This is a genomic window from Paracoccus sp. MC1854 (assembly GCF_014164635.1).
Taxonomy (GTDB): Bacteria; Pseudomonadota; Alphaproteobacteria; order Rhodobacterales; family Rhodobacteraceae; genus Paracoccus.
The window spans coordinates 139,611-158,368 of record NZ_JACJFU010000008.1; the positions used below are offsets into that span (position 1 = coordinate 139,611).

Consider the following 18,758-nt stretch of genomic DNA (forward strand, 5'->3'; position numbering starts at 1 on the left):
GTCAGAAAGAAGCTCAGGGGAGTGTCAGTGACCCATCTTCGGCCAGCGGCCAGAACGGGTTGTGGGCAATCTCCCACACATGGCCGTCAGGGTCAGCGAGGTAGCCCGAAGTGCCGCCCCAAGCCGCCTTTTCGGGGCGCTTGAGGCAGGTGGCGCGGGCATCGAGGGCGGACTGGAAGATGGCATCGACCTCATCCGCATCGCCGCAGTTCTGGGCGAGGGTCACCGCCCCGGTGCCGAGTTCGGCCACAGGGCGGCGCTGGTCCTCGGCCAGTTCATCCAGCGCGAAGAGCGCCAGGGCGAGGCCGGGCATCTGGAACAGCGCGAGGCCCTCGGGCGCGTTCGGATGCGGGGTCCAGCCCCAGTCGAGATAGAAGCGCCGGGCACGCTCAAGGTCGGCTACGCCAAGCGTCACCAGGCTGATGCGGTTGCGTGGCAGCGTCATGTCAGCCCTCGTCAATCCAGGTGGAGGCGCTGGCTTTGCATCCCCGCCTCGCAAGGTTTGTGCGGTTGCGGGGCCGGATATGAGATCCTCGGCCATCGAGGCCAGCGGTCGGCCCTTGGCCTTCCGGGGTCGCAAGACTGGCGTTGTTGCGGGATAGCGTCACATCATCCCTCGTCGGTCAGAGTCGAGGCATCTTCGTCCCGCGCAACGTGGAGGAAGCGGGCGCGGTCGTCCAGAGCGGCGAAAAGTTCGCGCCCCGTGCCGGTCAGGAAACTTTGCGCGGGCAGCGCGGCGATCTCGTCATAAAGCGCCCTGCGGCGGGGTTCGTCCAGATGCGCGGCGACCTCGTCCAGCAGCACGACGGGACGTTCCGGCGCAAGCGCGCGGGCGTTGGCGAGGATCAGCGACAGCAGCAGGGCCTTCTGCTCTCCGGTGGAACTCAGCGCGGCGGGCATGTCCTGCGGTCCCCAGCTTGCGCCAAGGTCGGCGCGGTGCGGGCCGGTCAGGGTGCGGCCCGCCGCCATGTCACGGCGGCGCATTGTGGCCAGACGGGCGGCAATGCTGGCCGGGTCCGCATCATCGGCTTCGCCGTCACCCGCCAGCAGCACCAGCCGGGCCGAGGGGAAGCTGGTCTCGGCCCCCGCCTGCGCCTGCATGATCCGGGCCACGGCCTCCTGCCGGTTGCGGGTGATCGCGGAACCAGCCTCGGCCATGCGGGTTTCCAGCGCGCGATACCAGCGGTCGTCGCGGATGTCGTCCCGCAGCAGGCGGTTGCGGTCGCGCATGGCCTTCTCGTAGGCCAGCGCGTCATCCGCATGGCCCGGCGCGAAGCTGAGCGTCAGGCGGTCGAGGAATCGCCGCCGCACCTCGGGCGCGTCGGTCCAGAGCCGGTCCATTGCCGGCGTCAGCCAGATCACGCGGGCCAGCGCCCCCAAAGCCACCTGCGGCGCGGTCTTGTCATCGATGGTGACGTGGCGACCCTCGCCGGGGGCCGCACCGGTTTCGACCGGACGATCGTCGATGGTCGCCCGGATGCGCCAGCCCGCCTCGGGGCCACGCCGCGCCTGATCGGCGGGGGCGGCGCTGCGCAAGCCCCGCCCCGGCGACAACATTGAGAGTGCTTCGAGGATATTGGTCTTGCCCGCACCGTTCGGGCCGAAGATGGCGACCGGGCGGGCGTCCAGTTCCAGCGCCAGCCGCGGCCAGGACCGGAACTGCGCCAGACCCAGGCGGGAAAGCGTCACACGCGCATCGGCATGACGACATAAACGGCAGAGTCGTCCCCGCCCTCGCGGATCAGCGCCGCGTCGCCCGAGCCGTTGAACAGGAAGACCGCATTCTCGCGGTCGATCTGGGAGGCGATCTCCTGCAGGTATTTGGCGTTGAAGCCGATTTCCAGCGGCTCGTCGTTATAGGCGACAGCCAGTTCCTCGTCGGCGGCACCCGCATCCGGCGCGTTCACCGACAGGATCAGCCTGTCCTCGTCCAAGGCCAGCTTCACAGCCCGTGAGCGTTCCGAACTGACCGTCGCCACGCGGTCCACGGCGCGGGCGAAATCAGCCGCGTCCACTTCCAGCCGCCGCGTGTTCCCGCGCGGGATCACGCGGGTATAATCCGGGAAAGTGCCGTCGATGACCTTGGAGGTCAGGGTAATCGTGGGCGTGGCGAAACGCACCTTGGTCTCGCCCACAGACACGGCAATGACAGCCTCGTCGTCGTCCAGAAGCTTCTTGAGTTCCGCCACGGTCTTGCGCGGGACGATCACGCCCGGCATCGCCTCGGCCCCTTCCGGCAGCGGCGCATCGACGCGGGCCAGCCGGTGGCCGTCCGTCGCCACGCAGCGCAGGGTCCGGCCGCCCTCGCCATCGGCCACATGCATGTAGACGCCGTTGAGGTAATAGCGGGTTTCTTCCGTCGAAATCGCAAAGCGCGACTTGTCGAAGAGCCGCCGCAGGACCGGCGCGGGGGCGCTGAAGTTCGCCGCGTATTCCGTCGAGGCCATGATCGGGAAGTCCTCGCGCGGCAGGGTCGCCAGCACGAAATTGGCGCGGCCCGCCTGCACCGTCAGCCGGGCGGAATCGCCATCGACCGAGATATTGACCAGCGCCCCGTCAGGCAGCTTGCGGGCGATGTCGTTCAGCAGCGCGGCGCTGACGGTGGTGGCGCCGGGGCGTTCGACCGTGGCCGGCGCGCGGTCCACGACCTCGGTATCAAGGTCGGTGGCGCGGAAGCTGACGCCCTCGGGCGCCGCCTCGATCAGCACGTTCGCAAGGATCGGGATGGTGTTGCGGCGTTCCACGACCGACTGGGCCTGCGACACGGCCTTGTTCAGAACCGCCTTTTCGATCGAGAATTTCATGGCGCCTTGCCCTTTTGGTCGCGAAAGCCGCCCCGAGGGGCGGCGTGCGCTCAGTTTCCTCAATGTTCGCCCGTGGTCAAGCGCCCGTGAAGCCTCAGGCTTCCAGCGAGCGGCGCAGCAGGTCGATGTCTTCGGCAAGGCTGCGGTCTTCGGTCCGCAGTTCCTCGATCTTGCGGACGCCGTGCATGATCGTGGTGTGATCGCGCCCGCCGAAGCGGCGGCCGATTTCCGGCAGGCTGCGGCTGGTCATCTGCTTGGCCAGATACATGGCGATCTGCCGGGGCCGGGCCAGCGTCCGCACCCGCTTGGGGCCGACGAGGTCCGACAGGCGGATGTTGTAATGCTCGGCCACCTTGCGCTGGATCTCCTCGACCGTGACCTTGCGGTCGGATGCCCGCAGGATGTCGGCCAGACATTCCTGGGTCATGTCGAGGTCGATCTCGCGCCCCATCAGGCTGGCGAAGGCAAAGAGCCGCTGCAGCGCGCCTTCCAGCACGCGCACGTTCGAGGTAATGCGGTGGGCGAGGAATTCCAGCACCCCCTGCCCCAGCCGCAGGCCCGGATAGGTCAGGCGGAACTGCTCGGTCTTGGACTGCAGGATCGACAGGCGCAGTTCGTAGTCGGTCGGGTGCAGGTCCACGATCAACCCGCAGGAGAGGCGCGACTTGATCCGCTCCTCCATGTCCTTGATCTCGCCCGGCGCGCGATCGGCCGAGATGACGATCTGCTTGCCCTGATCGACCAGCGCATTGAATGTGTGGAAGAATTCCTCTTGCGTGGAATCCTTGCCGGCGATGAACTGGACGTCGTCCACCATCAGCAGGTCCACGGTGCGGAACAGTTCCTTGAAGTCCATGACGGTGCGCTCGCGCAGCGCCTGAACGAAGCGGTACATGAACTGCTCGGCGGACAGGTAGAGGATGCGGGCCTGCGGGTCGCGGGCCTGACGTTCGCGGGCAATGGCGTGCATCAGGTGCGTCTTGCCGAGGCCCACGCCGCCGTAAAGGAACAGCGGGTTGAAGGTGACATGGCCGCCCTCGGCCACGCGCTTGGCGGCGGCATGGGCCAACTCGTTCGGCTTGCCGACCACGAAATTGTCGAAGGTGAAACGGGCGTCCAAGGGCGCCGTCATCTCCTCGTCGCGCAGGGGGCCGCGAGGGGTGACGCGATGGGCGGGATCGGGGCGCAGCTCCGCCGGGGCAGCGGCCACCGGGGCCTCGGCCAGACGGGCCTCTGCAGGACGGGGCGCGGCGACGGTGAAGTTCACCCGCTCGACCTCGGCCCCCTGATGGACCAGCGCGTCGATGATGGGGCGCGCGTAATGGCGCGACACCCAGTCCGACAGGAAGCGCGTCGGACAGGCGATGTCGGCCGCGCCGCCATCGATGGCGCGCAGGCTCAGCGGCGCAAGCCAGGTGACGTAGTTGTGCGTCCCTACCCGCGCCTCAAGCTCGGATCGCGCACCCGCCCAGAGATCGTTCATCCTGTCGTTCCTTCTGTCCCCGTTCCCCGCCGCGAACGCCGGCGGGACATCAGCCATCACAGGCCACGACGCAGGGACGAACAGGACAGCCACGCCGCGGAAACCCTTGGCGCGCGGGGCCACGAGGCCCTTTCCATCTGTTCCGGGTCGGCCCGTTTCCGGTGGCAGCCGAAGCAAGGCCCACGCGCGCCACGGCCTGACCCGTGGCAGCGGGCTTCAGCCCTGGTCTGCGCCTGCCCGGACCCTGCTGGCAGCTGGCGGTCCGGGCATCATCCCCTGTCGCGACGTGAATCGCACCGACCAAGCTAGCGGCAAGCCCGAGGGTGCCGCAACCGAACTATCGGCTTGACAGGTGCTTTGGTCCGCGAATCTGTGGCAGGGATGCATCTCTTTTATGAACTCAATGAAATCAATATCTTATCAGGAATCGTGACGCTGCGGTGCAGAATGACAAAGGGCGCCCCGAAAGCCGGAGCGCCCTTGCAGAGCCATGCGGTTCGTGCCTGATCAGACGGCCGACAGCGCCTTCACCCGCGCCGCCAGGCGCGACACCTTGCGCGCCGCGGTGTTCTTGTGGACGACGCCCTTGGTGACGCCGCGCATCAGTTCCGGCTGGGCTGCCTTCAGCGCCTCGGCCGCGACCTGCGGATCGCCGCCAGCGATCGCTTCCTCGACCTTCCGCAGATAGGTGCGGATGCGCGAGCGGCGGGCTTTGTTGATGGCAGTGCGGCGCTCGGTCTGGCGGGCGCGTTTCTGGGACTGGGGCGTGTTGGCCATGTGTGTTTGTCTCTATCGGTCAGTTGCGTTCATGTCGTCGCGCAAAAGACCCAAGACAGCCGATCCCCGGAAGGATCGGTCCTGATTCTTGCCTAAGCGGGCCCACGCGCATGTAACCGTGGGCCTATAGAGGCAAAGAACAGAAAGGGGAAGCCCCGATCAGCGGTCGCGGAACTGCGCCTCGCGCTTTTCGGCGAATGCGCTCATGCCTTCCTTCTGGTCCTCGGTCGCGAACAGCGCATGGAAGGCGCGGCGTTCATAGAGCAAGCCTTCCCGCAGTGTCGTCTCGTAGCTGCGGTTCACGGCCTCTTTCGCGACCATCGTGGCGACGGCGGATTTCGAGGCGATCTTTTTCGCCGCGCCCATCGCCTCGTCGATCAGCTTGTCGGCAGGCACCACCCGGCTGACGAGGCCCGAGCGTTCCGCCTCGGCCGCGTCCATGAAGCGGCCGGTCAGGTTCATGTCCATCGCTTTCGACTTGCCCACGAAGCGCGTGAGCCTTTGCGTCCCCCCGATGCCCGCGATGACGCCCAGGTTGATCTCGGGCTGGCCGAACTTGGCGTTCTCGGCGCAGATGATGAAGTCGCACATCATCGCAAGCTCGCAGCCCCCGCCCAGCGCATAGCCCGCGACGGCGGCGATCACCGGCTTTCGGATGCGCTGGATGGCTTCGATCTCGGGGCCGAACAGGTCGTCCGTCAGCACGTCCACATAGGATTTCGACGCCATCTCCTTGATGTCGGCGCCGGCGGCAAAGGCCTTCTCGCTGCCGGTCAGCACGATGCAGCGGACGTTGTCGTCCTTGTCCGCCGCGGTCATCGCCGCGGCGAGTTCCGAGACCAGCTCGCCGCTGAGCGCGTTCAGCGCCTCGGGGCGGTTGAGGCGAATCAGCGCGACATGGTCGGCGATTTCGACGATCAGGGTCTTGTAGGCCATGTGAGCATGCTCCGCGCAGCGATTGCGATTTCACAATGGCTTAGCAAAGCGGCGGCCCCGGTTCCAGCGTCACCGCTGGCAGTCAGGGCAATACCAGGTGGATCGCCCCGATTGCACGATCCGCCGCACCGTTCCGCCGCAGCCATCGCGCAGACAGGGCTGCCCCTCGCGCCCATAGACGCGGAAACTGTGCTGGAAATAGCCAAGCTCGCCCGAGGTCTGGCGGTGATCGCGCAGCGATGAGCCGCCCGCCTCGATGGCGAGCAACAGCACCTCGCGGATCGCGACATGCAGCCGGGCGATGCGCTCGGGTCCGATGCGGCCCGAGGCCCGTGTCGGGTGGATACCCGCCCGGAACAGCGCCTCGCAGACATAGATGTTGCCCAGACCTGCCACGATCCGCTGATCCAGCAGCGCCGCCTTGATGGGCGCCTTCTTACCGGCAAGCGCCGACATCAGCCGCGCCGGCGTGAAATCCTCGTCGAAAGGTTCGGGGCCCAGTGCCGCCAGCAGCCGGTGGCTGCCCTCGCGCACAAGGTCCACCGCGCCGAAGCGGCGGGCGTCGTTCAGGGTGATTGTGGTGCCATCCTCGGTCGTCAGCACCAGGTGATCGTGCCGCGTCAGGATCGAGGGGTCATGGTGGAAGCGGCCCAAGGCCTCGCCCTCGATCCTGATCCGCCCTGACATCCCCAGATGCAGCAGCAGGCTCGCGTCGCGGTCCAGATCGGCGAGGATATATTTCGACCGCCGCCGCAGGTCCGTCACAAGCGCCCCCGTCAGCACCTGCACGAGGTCCGGCGGCATCGGCCAGCGCAGGTCGGGGCGGCGCTGGTCCACCCGCACGATGCGGCGGCCCACCAGATGCGGCGCAAGACCGCGACGTACCGTTTCCACCTCTGGCAGTTCTGGCATTTCCCGCCCATCCGCTGCATGGTGCCGCCCTGACCGGCGACTGGATGCTCAGCTATGATCGACACCCCCCCGAAGCAAACCCATTTCGGCTTCCGCGACGTGCCCGAGGGCGAAAAGGCGGGGATGGTTCACGGCGTCTTCTCACGCGTGGCGTCCAAATACGACGTGATGAACGACCTGATGAGCGTGGGCGTCCACCGCCTCTGGAAGAACGCCATGATGGACTGGCTCGCGCCCCGCGACGGCCAGCACCTGCTGGACGTGGCGGGCGGGACCGGCGACATCGCCTTCCGCTTCCTTCAGCGGGCGCCGGGCGCGCGGGTGACGGTCTGCGACATGACGGAATCGATGCTGGTCGAGGGCCGCAAGCGCGCCGAGGCTGACCGTCTGGCCGACCGCCTGTCGTGGGTGACGGGCGATGCCATGGCCCTGCCCTTCGCGGACGCCAGCTTCGACCGCTACACGATCAGCTTCGGCATCCGCAACGTCACCCGCATCCCTGATGCCTTAGCCGAGGCCTTCCGGGTCCTGAAACCCGGTGGCCGCCTGATGGTGCTGGAGTTTTCCCAGCTTCCCGTGCCCATGCTGCAATGGGCCTATGACCGCTATTCCTTCAATGTGATCCCGCCCTTGGGGCAACTGGTCGCGGGCGACCGCGACAGCTACCAGTATCTCGTGGAATCCATCCGCCGCTTTCCCGACCAGGACAGCTTCGCCGGAATGATCCAAGACGCGGGCTTCGAGCGGGTTCAGTATCGCAACCTCTCGATGGGCATCGCCGCGCTGCATTCGGGCTGGAAGATCTGAGATGCGCGGCCCCCACAACATCTGGCGCCTGATCCGCACCGGCGCGACCTTCCAGCGCACCGGCGCCATGGGCGCGGCGCTGGACGCCATGAACGCCCCGCCCCGGCTGCGGGTGGCCGCGCGGCTGCTGGGCTGGCCCTTCGCCTGGCTGGGCTACAAGGGCGACCCCGCGCTGCCGCCGGTGACGCGGGCGATCACCGCGCTCGGCCCTGCCTATATCAAGTTCGGCCAGATCCTCTCGACCCGTCCCGACGTCGTGGGCGCCGAGATGGCGGGCCACCTGCGGATACTGCAGGACAGCCTGCCGCCCTTTCCCACCGAGTACGCCCGCCAGCAGATCGAGGAGGACCTCGGCGCTCCGGTCGAGACGCTCTTCACCGACTTCTCGCCCCCCGTAGCCGCGGCCTCGATCGCGCAGGTCCACAAGGCCCGCCGCGCCGATACCGGCGCTGAGGTCGCGGTCAAGGTCCTGCGCCCCGGCATCGCCGCCGCCTTCCGCCGCGACATCGACGCCTTCCACTTCGCCGCCGGCCTGATCGAGCGCCTGTCCCCCGCCAGCCGCCGCCTGCGCCCCCGCGACGTGATCGGCCATTTCGAATCCACCGTCATGGGGGAACTGGACCTGCGGCTGGAAGCCGCCTCGGCTTCCGAATTTGCAGAGAACACCCGCGAGGACGCGGGCTTCTCGGTCCCCCTGCCGCACTGGGATCTCAGCGGACGGCGGGTGATGACCAGCGACTGGGCCGAGGGCATCCCCATGGCCGACGTGCCCGCGATCCGCGCCGCCGGACACGACACCGCCCGCATCGCGGAACGGATGCTGCAGATCTTCCTCAGCCACGCGCTGCGCGACGGCTTCTTCCACGCCGACATGCACCAGGGGAACCTGCGCGTCGCCCCGAACGGCGACATCGTCGCCTTCGATTTCGGCATCATGGGGCAGATCGACGAATACACCCGCCGCGTCTATGCCGAGATCATCTACGGCTTCATCCAGCGCGACTACGCCCGTGTCGCCCGCGTCCATTTCGAGGCGGGCTACGTGCCGCCTGACCGCGACATGGCCCAGTTCTCGCGCGCCCTGCGCGCGGTGGGCGAGCCGATCTTCGGCGCCGACGCCAGCCGCATCTCGATGGCGAACCTGCTCGCCTATCTCTTCGAGGTGACGGAACGCTTCGGCATGGCGACCCGGACCGAACTGATCCTGCTGCAGCGCACCATGGTCGTGGTCGAGGGCGTGACCCGCACGCTCGATCCCCAGATCAACATCTGGGCCGCTGCCCGCCCGGCGGTCGAGCTTTACATCCGCGACAACCTCGGCCCCCGCGCGGCGATCCGCGACGGGCTGAAGGTGGTGCAGGCGCTCGGCCGCCACGCCCCCCTGCTGCCCGAGGTCGTGGACCGCCAGTTCGACCGCCTGTCCCGCCCCCAGGCGACAACGATCATCGTCGAGCCGACAAGCCCGCGCTGGCCGCTTGCGGTCGCCCTGCTTGCAGCAGGCGCGGTTCTGGGTGCGCTGCTGTCATGACCGCACCGGCCATCGGTGCGGACCGCAAAGGCCACGTTGCTCCGCAGCGAACCCGAGCCGCAGCCCTGCAGCCGCCATCACCCTGACCGGCAGCCACGGCGCCGACAACCGGTTCCCGACCGCCGCGTCGTCCTCCCGGCGGCAGCACCGGCGCGTCCAGTGCTTGCAATCCGAGGTGCCCCGCAAGGAAGCGTGAAGCGCTAACCTCTCGTGACCACCATCAGAGCATGACTGGCAGTCGCTAACGCCGACAGCCGGTTCTCGCCTGCAGCGTCGTCCTTCCCGAAGGCGCAGGTGCGTGAGATGCTTGCCTGGTGAAGTGCCCGGAAAGAACCAGAAAGGAGACGTGAAGCACTGCCGTCCCGCGGCCACCAGCAGAATCTGACCGGCGGTTCCTAACGCCGACAACCGGTTCCCGCCCGCAGCGTCGTCTTCCCCGAAGGCGCCGACGCTTGTGTTGTGAGGTGCCCTGAGAGGAGCCGTGAAGCGCCGCGTCATCTCTGCCTCGGGCTTGGGGAAGCGCAGCAATCCGATCCGCCCAAGCCCCCCCTCCGGCAACATCCAGCCCCCATGTCAGCCCTCCTCGGCCACTGACGCCAATCCCCGCCGATCTGACCCACCCCGCGGCATCGATGCGGCGAGACGGCTCGTTCACCTCCCGCTCGACAGCAGCACCAGCGCCGCGTTGTATGAGGATTGCGCCGGGCTGATAGCCTGCGCCCGGACCAGGAACCGCTGGATCAGCTTTTCCACGTTGGAGGCTTCGGCGAAGACCGAGGGCGAGTCGGACCCGAACAGCTTGCCGCTTCGTGTCTTCATCTCGGCAAGTTGCCGGTCGATCGGCAGCTTGCCGAAATCCGCTCCAAGCCCCAGCCCGCCTTCGACCACCTTCCGCAGCGGCGCCGAGCCAAGGATGTTGTACCATCGGGTGTTGTCAGATGATGCCGACGCCCCCAGGGCCTTCAGCTCGCGCTCGGCGCTCATCGCCAGGCGCAGGTTTCCGTCGATCGTGCCGACCCTGCGTTCCAGCTCGGCCGAAACATGGCGTCCGACGATCTCGCCGGCAAGATTGGCCGAAGGGCTGCCGCCCGAGCCGAAGCGGAATGCCTCGGCCATGGCGCGATAGCGCTTGTCGCTCAGCCGGTTGGCCAGGCTTTTCGGATCGCTCAGGTCCGATTCCAAGACCTTGCGGATGAAGAAGCGGTTGTTCGCATCCCCTTCCAGCCCGAAGGCGCTGAGAGAGGTCCGCAGCAGGCGGAAATCCGACACCAGCTCCTCGGCGTTACCGACTTCGCCAAGCTTCGCGCGGACATGCGCGGTGTCTCGCGCCACCCGCGGATCGCGGGCGACCAGCGCCCCTTGCGCCTCGCCAGTCCGGGCGAGAAGCCGCCAGCCCGCATAGCCGCCCTGCCCGACGACCGGCTGGAAGCTCATGCGATCTGCGCGAAGATCCGCGCCTCTCGGGGCAACAGGCTGCGAAGCTGGCGCAGCGCGCGATAGACATTGCCGCCGATCACATCGGCCGTTGCGCCGTCCAGCGCGGCCCGGCTGTCGCGATCGTCGAAGACCCGGGACAACTGCTCGATCCCGCGCAGCAGGTCGCGCCGCCCCTGCGCGGGATCGGCATCGCCCGACAGCAGAAGCTGCGCGTCGTAACAGACCCGCGCGACGGGGGTCGCCACGTCGTCAGGATGGATGGCGTCCTTGAGCCGCAGGATGCTCGCGTTCGGGGTCTTGATCGCGATCCTGCAACGCCGGTCGCCGTTTTCGATGACCGCGCCGTTGATCAGCACGCGCTCGCCGGGTGCGAGCTTGAGGATGAGTCCGGTCATGGGATAGCCCTGCTGGAGCCGCTGCCGGCGGCCTGATTGCGGAGGTCTGTCAGGCGGGTTTTTTGGGAAAGCTGCGTCAGCCGGGCGGCTGTTCGAACAGCCCGCGGGCGACAGCGCGGTTGATCTCGACCAGCGCGGCGGCACTCGTCTCTCCGGCGAGGATGCGGGAGGTTTCCTTTTCAACAAAGCCGGCGATCGACAGAAGTTGTGCCCGCAGCGGCACCGGAAGGCTGTTGCCTTCGCTCGTAAGATCTTCAGCGGCTATGCGCCAGAACCTGCGGTTCTCGTGCACGGCGGCGGGCATGGCGGCAAAGCTGCTGCCGGGCTCCGAGGCGCGGATCATGCCGGCGGCCAGTTTCGAGAGGATGAGGGCCTCGGCCCGGCGGGGGTCGGCCTCGACCGAGGCGGCAGTGCCATAGCCGTATGGAACCTGTGCGTTCACGAACGCTCCTTTCCAGATCGCGTGAGGTCAGTCGGAAGGTTGAACCGGGGCCTTGCAGCCCCGGTCCGTGTCATCAGCCGCGGAACAGCGACAGCAGCGACTGCGGCGCCTGGTTGGCGATCGACAGCGACTGGGTGGCCAGCTGCTGCTGGACCTGCAGGGCCTGCAGGCGGGCCGAGGTCTCCTCCATGTCGGCATCGACCATCGAGCCGATGCCGGATTTAAGCGAGTCCGCCAACTGGCCGACAAACTCGGATTGCCCCGTGATCCGCTTGCCCGCAGAACCCAGCGATGCCGCGCCTTCGACCGCAGTGTTGATCAGTGCCTCGATCTGGCCGATCGCCGTTTGCGCGGATGCCTTGTCGGTGATTGCAGCGACTGTGCCACCGACGATGTCAGCCTCGAAATCGACAGAGGTCACATCGATCATCCTGGCCGTCGTCGTCGCGGCGGTGCCGCGGTCAAGCGATGCCAGGACCGAGAAGGTGGGGCCGCCATTCCCGATATCGGTTTTCAGCAGGTTGATCCCGTTGAACTGCGAGGCATTGACGATGGACTCGATCTCGGCCCGTTTTCCGAGGATGTCGGTGTTCACCTTGCCATGGTCTGCCGTGTCGTTGGACGCCGAGGCCGCCAGGTCGCGCATCTCGCCCAGCAGCTTGGTGATCTTCTCGGCGCCTGCGCGGCCCGTGGCGACCGTCGACTCGGCGACGTTCAACTGGCTGCGGATGGCCTTGAAGGACGATTCGTCGGTTTCCATGATCTTGGCCGTGGCCCAGATCGCGGCATTATCCTTGGCATTGGCGACCGACTTGCCGGTTGAGATCTCGCTTTGGGTCTTGGCCATGTTCGAGTTGATCCCCTTCAGGGTCTGCAACGCGACCATTGCGCCATTGTTGGTCAGAATGCTGGACATTTTATCCTCTGGTGTTTCGGGACGGATCATTCCGTCCCGCGTTTCAGATATTCCGGCCTTCTGACCAGCGGGCTATTCCCGGCGTCCTCTTGACGCGATCACCTTCCTAATCGGCAACGTCTAAGGAATAGTGAACGCGGCCCCGCCCGGCAAAACGACAATCGGCAGCATTTTACTAAAACCGGTGCGTGCGGGCGGAGAGATCGGTTCCGACCCGGTGCCGCCCCGCGCGGTCGTAAACGTCCAGCCCGCCCAGCACCGCCGACAGGTCGCGCATCCAGTTGCGCGCCTGATCCAGCCCTTCAAGCGCGGACTGCGCCAGCTCGCGCAGATGCGAAAGCTGGCGTTCGCAGGCCGCGCGAAGCGCATCATCGGGCGGGTTCGCGGCGATTTCCTTGTGGAAGATGTCCAGCATGGCCTGGCAGGCCTCGGGTTCGCCGCGAATCATGGCGCGGCAGGCATCCCGCAGGATCGCTTCGGGATCACGCATGGTCGGCCAGCCGGGTCACGAGGTTCAGGTCCAGACGCGAGGCCATGGCGGCCGCGTGCCGCTCGGTCAGGAAAGAGGCGAACTGCGACTCTCCGATCCCGCCGCCGAATGCGTCCCCGCCGCCGTCCGGCATTGCGATCTTCAGCATTTCGGCCAGAAAGGCCGCTTCAAGCTTGTCGGCGCTGCGTGAAAGATCAGTTCGAAGGGGTGGATGCAGGCGCGCTCCCTCGACGTTCACGATCATCTCCATTTTGACCCATTTTTTCTCGTATATCGGCTGGCGGTAAATATTCGGTAACCGGATGCGCCTATCCCGAAGAAGGTGATTCCGAAGGTTCATGTCGATGCAGGTTCAATCGCACAACTGGCCGGTGGCCTGCCCCCCGGCTCTCGCATCGGGCGGGGGAAAGCCCGCTGCTGCAGAGGGCGGGCTGTTCGAGGCGGTCCTTGACGCGCCCGACTGCGAGCCGCCACCGCCCGGCACGACCCCAAAGGAACCTGCAACCGAGCCTTCGTCAGCCGCCGGGAACGAGGAACCGGCCGAGGACGAGCCGGATGTCCCCGCCGGGTCCGAGGCATGCGGGATGACGCTTCCTCCTGCCGTGAACGAAGCCTTGCCGCGCGGGCGCGCAGCGGATGCCGCGCAGGCGGCCCTGTCCGAAGAAGGCGCTTCGCCGGGCAGCGTGTCCGGCCTGCCCGCCCCCGGTCCGGTGCCGCAGCAGGACCGGGCGCCGCCTTCGCAATTCGATTCGGACCGGCAGAAGCAGGGGGCGGCCAGCTTCGACGAGGCCAGCCGACCGCAGACTGTTGAACGCTTGGAAACGCAGGTGCAGCCGGGTGCAAGGCGGCCGCGGCCGGCTGATGTCGGGCCACGGGCAGTCTTCTCCCCCGCCGAGGGCATCGGCCCTGACAACGCGCCCGAAGGAACGGCATCGCCGGTCCCTTCCGCATCCCCTCGTCCGCCCGGCGCGGAAGCGCCGCCGCCTGCCCCTTCCCCGGATGCCATCACGCTGCCACCGGAAACCCTGCAGCCCAGCGACACCCGACTGCCCGAGGCGCTGGTCCCGCCCGCCGAGATCCGCGAGGCTCCGCTGCGCATCGCCGAGGCCCCCGCCCTGCACCGTCCCCCGCCTGCCGAGCCGCACCGTCAGATCGCCGATGCCATTGTCCGCACGCGCGACGGACAGGTCGAACTCATCCTGAACCCGGTCGAGCTTGGCCGCGTCACCGTTCTTCTGGGGACCGAGGGGAACCCCGGCCATCTGGCGATGTTCGTCGAGCGGCCCGAGACGCTGGACCTCATCCGCCGCCACGGCGAGCAACTGCTGCGCGAGTTGCGCGATGGCGGGATGTCCGATCCCAGTCTCGACATCCTGCAGCAGGACAGCCACGATTCTCCCCAAGACAGGAACCGGCGCAGCGGAGAGAACCGGGCCGCCGCCGGCCTGCGCATCCCCGAGGGCCTGCAAGAGGCCGCACCCTGCGCCGTCCCGCTTTCCCGCCTCGACATCCGGCTTTAGGAGCATCCCTTGACCAGCATCGCCCCGACCGCCGCCGCCACCGCTCCCTCCCCCGGTCCGGCGCCTGCCGCCGCGGCCTCCTTCGCCGGCGGCGATTTCGAGACCTTTCTCAAGATGCTGACGACGCAGATCAGGAACCAGGACCCGCTGAACCCGATGGAGGGGTCAGATTTCGCCGTGCAGCTTGCGACCTTCTCGGGGGTCGAGCAGCAGGTGCGGACGAACCAGTTGCTCGAACAGCTTGCGGGCGGGCAGCTTGGGGGCCTGGGGCAGCTTGCCGACTGGATCGGGAAGGATGTCCGCACCACCGCCCCGGTCGCCTTTGACGGCCAGCCGATCACGCTGGACATCCGGCCCGAGAACGGTGCGGACAAGGTCGAGTTGGTGGCGCTGGACCGGAACGGACGCGAGGTGCTGCGCGAAAGCATCGGCCTTGGGGCGGGCGAGGTCGACTGGGCAGGCCGGACGGCCGAGGGGCCGCTCGCCCACGGCATCTACAGCTTCAAGCTGGTCAGCCACCGCGGAGAGGAGGTGCTTTCGACGACAGCCGTGGGCGCCTTTGCCCGCGTCACGGGGGCCGAACTGACCGCCGAGGGCGTCAGGCTGTCGCTGCCAAGCGGGGCAAGCGCGTTGGAAAGCGAGGTGACGGCGCTGCGCGAATCGCGCTGAGTTCACGCCGCGTCCGGCCCGCGCGCCCTTGCGGAAGCGCCGTCGCTGTCTATAACCCCCGACGATTTGCACGCCGACAATCGCCCGGGGGAAAGCCATGCCGAAAAGAACCGATATCTCCTCGATCCTCATCATCGGCGCCGGACCCATCGTCATCGGCCAGGCCTGCGAGTTCGACTATTCCGGCGCCCAGGCCTGCAAGGCGCTGCGCGAGGAAGGCTACCGGGTCATCCTGGTGAACTCGAACCCTGCCACGATCATGACCGATCCCGGCATGGCGGATGCCACCTATATCGAGCCGATCACCCCCGAGATTGTCGAGAAGATCATCGCCGCCGAGCGTCCCGACGCGCTGCTGCCCACCATGGGCGGGCAGACCGCGCTGAACACGGCCTTGGCGCTGGCCGACATGGGCGTGCTGGAAAAATACAACGTCGAGCTGATCGGCGCCCAGCGCGCCGCCATCGAGATGGCCGAGGACCGCAAGCTGTTCCGCGAGGCGATGGACCGGATCGGGCTGGAGAACCCCCGCGCCACCATCGTCGCCGCGCCGAAGCTGGCGAACGGCAAATACGACATCGCCGCAGGCATCGCCCAGGCGATGGAAGCGCTGGAGGACATCGGCCTGCCCGCCATCATCCGCCCCGCCTATACGCTGGGCGGGACCGGGGGCGGCGTCGCCTACAACCGCGACGACTACGAGGCCATCGTGCGATCCGGCCTCGACGCCAGCCCCGTCGCGCAGGTGCTGGTGGACGAAAGCCTGCTCGGCTGGAAGGAATACGAGATGGAGGTGGTCCGCGACCGCGCCGACAACGCCATCATCGTCTGCTCGATCGAGAACGTGGACCCGATGGGCGTCCACACCGGCGATTCGATCACCGTGGCGCCCGCGCTGACGCTGACCGACCGCGAATACCAGCGGATGCGCTCGGCCTCGATCGCGGTCCTGCGCGAGATCGGGGTGGAAACCGGCGGTTCGAACGTCCAGTGGGCCGTGAATCCCGCCGACGGCCGCATGGTCGTGATCGAGATGAACCCGCGCGTGTCGCGCTCCTCGGCACTGGCGTCCAAGGCCACCGGCTTCCCCATCGCCAAGATCGCGGCGAAACTCGCCGTCGGCTACACGCTGGACGAACTCGACAACGACATCACCAAGGTCACGCCGGCCAGCTTCGAGCCGTCCATCGACTATGTGGTCACGAAGATCCCCCGCTTCGCCTTCGAGAAATTCCCCGGCGCCAAGCCCGACCTGACCACCGCGATGAAGTCGGTGGGCGAGGTCATGGCCATCGGCCGCACCTTCCACGAATCGCTGCAAAAGGCGCTGGCCTCGATGGAAACCGGTCTTTCCGGCCTCGACGAGATCGCCATCGAGGGCGCGGCCGAGGAAGGCAAACCCGCCTTCATCAAGGCCCTGTCGCGCCAGACCCCCGACCGCATCCGCGTCATCGCCGAGTCCATGCGCGCCGGCCTGTCGGACGATGAGATCCACCGCGTCACTAGCTTCGACCCCTGGTTCCTCGCCCGCATCCGCGAGATCGTCGAGGCCGAGCACGAGATCCGCCACCACGGGCTGCCCTCGGACGCCCATGGCCTCAGCCGAGTCAAGATGATGGGCTTCACCGACGCCCGACTTGCCCACCTGACCGGCCAGACGGAAACCGCCATCCGCCGCGCCCGCCGCGGCATGGGCGTCCTGCCCGTCTTCAAGCGCATCGACACCTGCGCGGCCGAGTTCGAGGCCCAGACCCCCTACATGTATTCGACCTACGAGACCCCCGCGATGGGCGACGTGGAAGACGAGGCCCGCCCCTCGGACCGCAAGAAGGTCGTTATCCTCGGCGGCGGCCCCAACCGCATCGGCCAGGGGATCGAGTTCGACTACTGCTGCTGCCACGCCTGCTTCGCCCTGACCGACGCGGGCTATGAGACCATCATGGTCAACTGCAACCCCGAGACCGTCTCGACCGACTACGACACCTCGGACCGCCTGTATTTCGAGCCGCTGACGCTGGAGCACGTCCTGGAAATCCTGCGCGTCGAACAGGAAAACGGCACCCTCCACGGCGTCATCGTCCAGTTCGGCGGCCAGACGCCCCTGAAGCTGGCGCAGGCGCTCAAGGACGAGGGCATCCCGATCCTCGGCACCACCCCCGACGCCATCGACCTGGCCGAGGACCGCGAACGCTTCCAGAAGCTGCTGAACGACCTGCGGCTAAAGCAGCCCGTCAACGGCATCGCGCGCAGCGTCGACGAGGCCCGCGAGATCGCGCAGCGCGTGGGCTTCCCGCTGGTCATCCGCCCCTCCTACGTCCTCGGCGGCCGCGCGATGGAGATCGTGCGCGACACCGACCACCTCAACCGCTACATCACGACCGCCGTGCAGGTCTCCGGCAAGAACCCCGTGCTGCTCGACAGCTACCTGTCCGGCGCCATCGAGGTGGACGTGGACGCGCTGTCCGACGGCCACACCGTCCATGTCGCCGGCATCATGGAGCATATCGAGGAAGCCGGCGTCCATTCGGGCGACTCGGCCTGCTCGCTGCCGCCCCACACGCTGGACGCGGCCACCATTCAGGAACTCAAGGTCCAGACCACCGCCATGGCCCTGGCGCTGAACGTCGTCGGCCTGATGAACGTGCAGTTCGCCATCAAGGACGGCGAGATCTTCGTGCTTGAGGTCAACCCCCGCGCCTCGCGCACCGTGCCCTTCGTCGCCAAGGCCACCGACAGCGCCATCGCCTCGATCGCCGCGCGGCTGATGGCGGGCGAGCCGATGGCGAACTTCCCCCTCCGCCCTGCCTATCCCGCGGGCGTCGGCCCCGACACGCCCCTTCCTTACGCCGACCCGATGACGCTGGCCGATCCGGTCACACCCTGGTTCTCGGTCAAGGAGGCCGTTCTGCCCTTCGCCCGCTTCCCCGGCGTGGACACGCTGCTGGGGCCGGAGATGCGGTCCACCGGCGAGGTCATGGGCTGGGACCGCAACTTCCCCCGCGCCTTCCTCAAGGCGCAGATGGGTGCGGGCACGCATCTGCCGGAAGGGGGCCGCGTCTTCGTCTCGGTCAAGGACGCCGACAAGACGCCCGAGATGGCCGCCGCCATGCGCGACCTTTCCGCCATGGGCTTCACCCTGATCGCCACCCGCGGCACGGGCGATTTCCTGCGCGGCGCCGAGGTCCGGGCCGAGCTGGTCAACAAGGTCTACGAAGGCCGCCCGAACATCGTGGACCGCCTGAAGAACGGCGACATCGCGATGGTCCTGAACACGACAGAAGGCGCGCAGGCCATCGCCGATTCCCGCGACATCCGCTCGGTCGCGCTCTACGACAAGATCCCCTATTTCACGACCGCGGCGGGAGCGATCGCCGCCGTGGCGGCGATCAAGTCACGCGAGGAGGGGGACGTGGGGGTCAGGACGTTGCAGGGGTGAGAAAATTTCGCCTTTTGCACTTGCAACCTCATCCTGCAGCCTTAACTCAACTCTGCCCGACGCGCGAGGCGTCGGTGAGTAGGTCCTGTTGACAAAAGGGATTCTCATGGCGCGCTGATCGTGATTCAAGCCGGTATCTGCGATGGAGACCAGCTTGGCACGAGACCTGATGTCGGACGAGGAATGGGCGTTCCATGAGCCCTTCA

Annotated in this window: 18 protein-coding genes; 5 read left to right on the forward strand and 13 right to left on the reverse strand. The window is 67.4% G+C overall.

Going from position 1 to position 18,758, the window contains the following annotated elements:
- Positions 1 to 13: 13 nt before the first annotated feature.
- The 7 genes from H5395_RS09210 to mutM form a co-directional block, all read right to left on the reverse strand.
- The gene (locus tag H5395_RS09210; RefSeq protein WP_182792301.1) at positions 14 to 439 is read right to left on the reverse strand and encodes a VOC family protein; all 426 of its coding nucleotides are present in this window, start codon (positions 437 to 439) and stop codon (positions 14 to 16) included.
- A gap of 170 nt (positions 440 to 609) precedes the next feature.
- On the reverse strand, positions 610 to 1,689 hold the full coding sequence (recF, locus tag H5395_RS09215; RefSeq protein ID WP_182792268.1) for a DNA replication/repair protein RecF: 1,080 nt from the start codon (positions 1,687 to 1,689) through the stop codon (positions 610 to 612).
- A complete protein-coding gene (gene dnaN, locus H5395_RS09220; RefSeq protein WP_182792269.1) occupies positions 1,686 to 2,804 on the reverse strand; it encodes a DNA polymerase III subunit beta in 1,119 nt (372 codons plus the stop codon). Before dnaN ends, recF begins: the two co-directional genes overlap by 4 nt.
- A 94-nt stretch (positions 2,805 to 2,898) precedes the next feature.
- Positions 2,899 to 4,287, reverse strand: coding sequence for a chromosomal replication initiator protein DnaA (dnaA, locus tag H5395_RS09225; RefSeq protein ID WP_182792270.1), 1,389 nt, complete (start codon positions 4,285 to 4,287; stop codon positions 2,899 to 2,901).
- Positions 4,288 to 4,794: 507 nt separating this feature from the next.
- Positions 4,795 to 5,064 (reverse strand): 30S ribosomal protein S20, encoded by a 270-nt coding sequence (rpsT, locus tag H5395_RS09230; protein WP_182792271.1) that lies wholly within the window; start codon positions 5,062 to 5,064, stop codon positions 4,795 to 4,797.
- 159 nt (positions 5,065 to 5,223) lie between these two features.
- A complete protein-coding gene (locus tag H5395_RS09235; protein WP_182792272.1) occupies positions 5,224 to 6,000 on the reverse strand; it encodes an enoyl-CoA hydratase in 777 nt (258 codons plus the stop codon).
- A gap of 69 nt (positions 6,001 to 6,069) precedes the next feature.
- A complete protein-coding gene (gene mutM, locus H5395_RS09240) occupies positions 6,070 to 6,912 on the reverse strand; it encodes a bifunctional DNA-formamidopyrimidine glycosylase/DNA-(apurinic or apyrimidinic site) lyase (RefSeq protein ID WP_182792273.1) in 843 nt (280 codons plus the stop codon).
- A gap of 54 nt (positions 6,913 to 6,966) precedes the next feature.
- Here mutM and ubiE point away from each other — a divergent pair, with 54 nt between their 5' ends.
- Positions 6,967 to 7,719, forward strand: coding sequence for a bifunctional demethylmenaquinone methyltransferase/2-methoxy-6-polyprenyl-1,4-benzoquinol methylase UbiE (ubiE, locus tag H5395_RS09245; RefSeq protein WP_182792274.1), 753 nt, complete (start codon positions 6,967 to 6,969; stop codon positions 7,717 to 7,719).
- Between the two features lies 1 nt (position 7,720).
- A complete protein-coding gene (gene ubiB / locus H5395_RS09250; RefSeq protein ID WP_182792275.1) occupies positions 7,721 to 9,247 on the forward strand; it encodes a 2-polyprenylphenol 6-hydroxylase in 1,527 nt (508 codons plus the stop codon).
- 651 nt (positions 9,248 to 9,898) lie between these two features.
- On the opposite strand, the gene H5395_RS09255 is transcribed toward ubiB, so the two are convergent.
- The 6 genes from H5395_RS09255 to H5395_RS18895 all read right to left on the reverse strand — a co-directional run bounded on the left by H5395_RS09255 (position 9,899) and on the right by H5395_RS18895 (position 13,177).
- Entirely contained in the window at positions 9,899 to 10,681 is a 783-nt protein-coding gene (locus H5395_RS09255) for a DUF1217 domain-containing protein (protein ID WP_182792276.1), read from the reverse strand.
- A complete protein-coding gene (flbT, locus tag H5395_RS09260) occupies positions 10,678 to 11,079 on the reverse strand; it encodes a flagellar biosynthesis repressor FlbT (protein ID WP_182792277.1) in 402 nt (133 codons plus the stop codon). Before flbT ends, H5395_RS09255 begins: the two co-directional genes overlap by 4 nt.
- A gap of 76 nt (positions 11,080 to 11,155) precedes the next feature.
- Positions 11,156 to 11,521: a flagellar biosynthesis regulator FlaF gene (locus tag H5395_RS09265; RefSeq protein ID WP_182792278.1), complete on the reverse strand. Its 366-nt coding sequence runs from the start codon at positions 11,519 to 11,521 to the stop codon at positions 11,156 to 11,158.
- Positions 11,522 to 11,594: 73 nt separating this feature from the next.
- Complete coding sequence (locus H5395_RS09270; RefSeq protein ID WP_182792279.1) at positions 11,595 to 12,437, reverse strand: flagellin; 843 nt, start codon at positions 12,435 to 12,437, stop codon at positions 11,595 to 11,597.
- 175 nt (positions 12,438 to 12,612) lie between these two features.
- Entirely contained in the window at positions 12,613 to 12,927 is a 315-nt protein-coding gene (locus tag H5395_RS09275) for a hypothetical protein (protein ID WP_182792280.1), read from the reverse strand.
- Complete coding sequence (locus tag H5395_RS18895) at positions 12,920 to 13,177, reverse strand: chemotaxis protein chel (protein WP_234450791.1); 258 nt, start codon at positions 13,175 to 13,177, stop codon at positions 12,920 to 12,922. Before H5395_RS18895 ends, H5395_RS09275 begins: the two co-directional genes overlap by 8 nt.
- 94 nt (positions 13,178 to 13,271) lie before the next feature.
- Here H5395_RS18895 and H5395_RS09285 point away from each other — a divergent pair, with 94 nt between their 5' ends.
- The 3 genes from H5395_RS09285 (at position 13,272) to carB (ending at position 18,552) form a co-directional block, all read left to right on the forward strand.
- Entirely contained in the window at positions 13,272 to 14,447 is a 1,176-nt protein-coding gene (locus H5395_RS09285) for a flagellar hook-length control protein FliK (RefSeq protein WP_182792281.1), read from the forward strand.
- A gap of 9 nt (positions 14,448 to 14,456) precedes the next feature.
- A complete protein-coding gene (locus H5395_RS09290; protein WP_182792282.1) occupies positions 14,457 to 15,116 on the forward strand; it encodes a flagellar hook capping FlgD N-terminal domain-containing protein in 660 nt (219 codons plus the stop codon).
- 97 nt (positions 15,117 to 15,213) lie between these two features.
- The gene (gene carB, locus H5395_RS09295; RefSeq protein WP_182792283.1) at positions 15,214 to 18,552 is read left to right on the forward strand and encodes a carbamoyl-phosphate synthase large subunit; all 3,339 of its coding nucleotides are present in this window, start codon (positions 15,214 to 15,216) and stop codon (positions 18,550 to 18,552) included.
- The last annotated feature ends 206 nt before the right edge of the window (positions 18,553 to 18,758 follow it).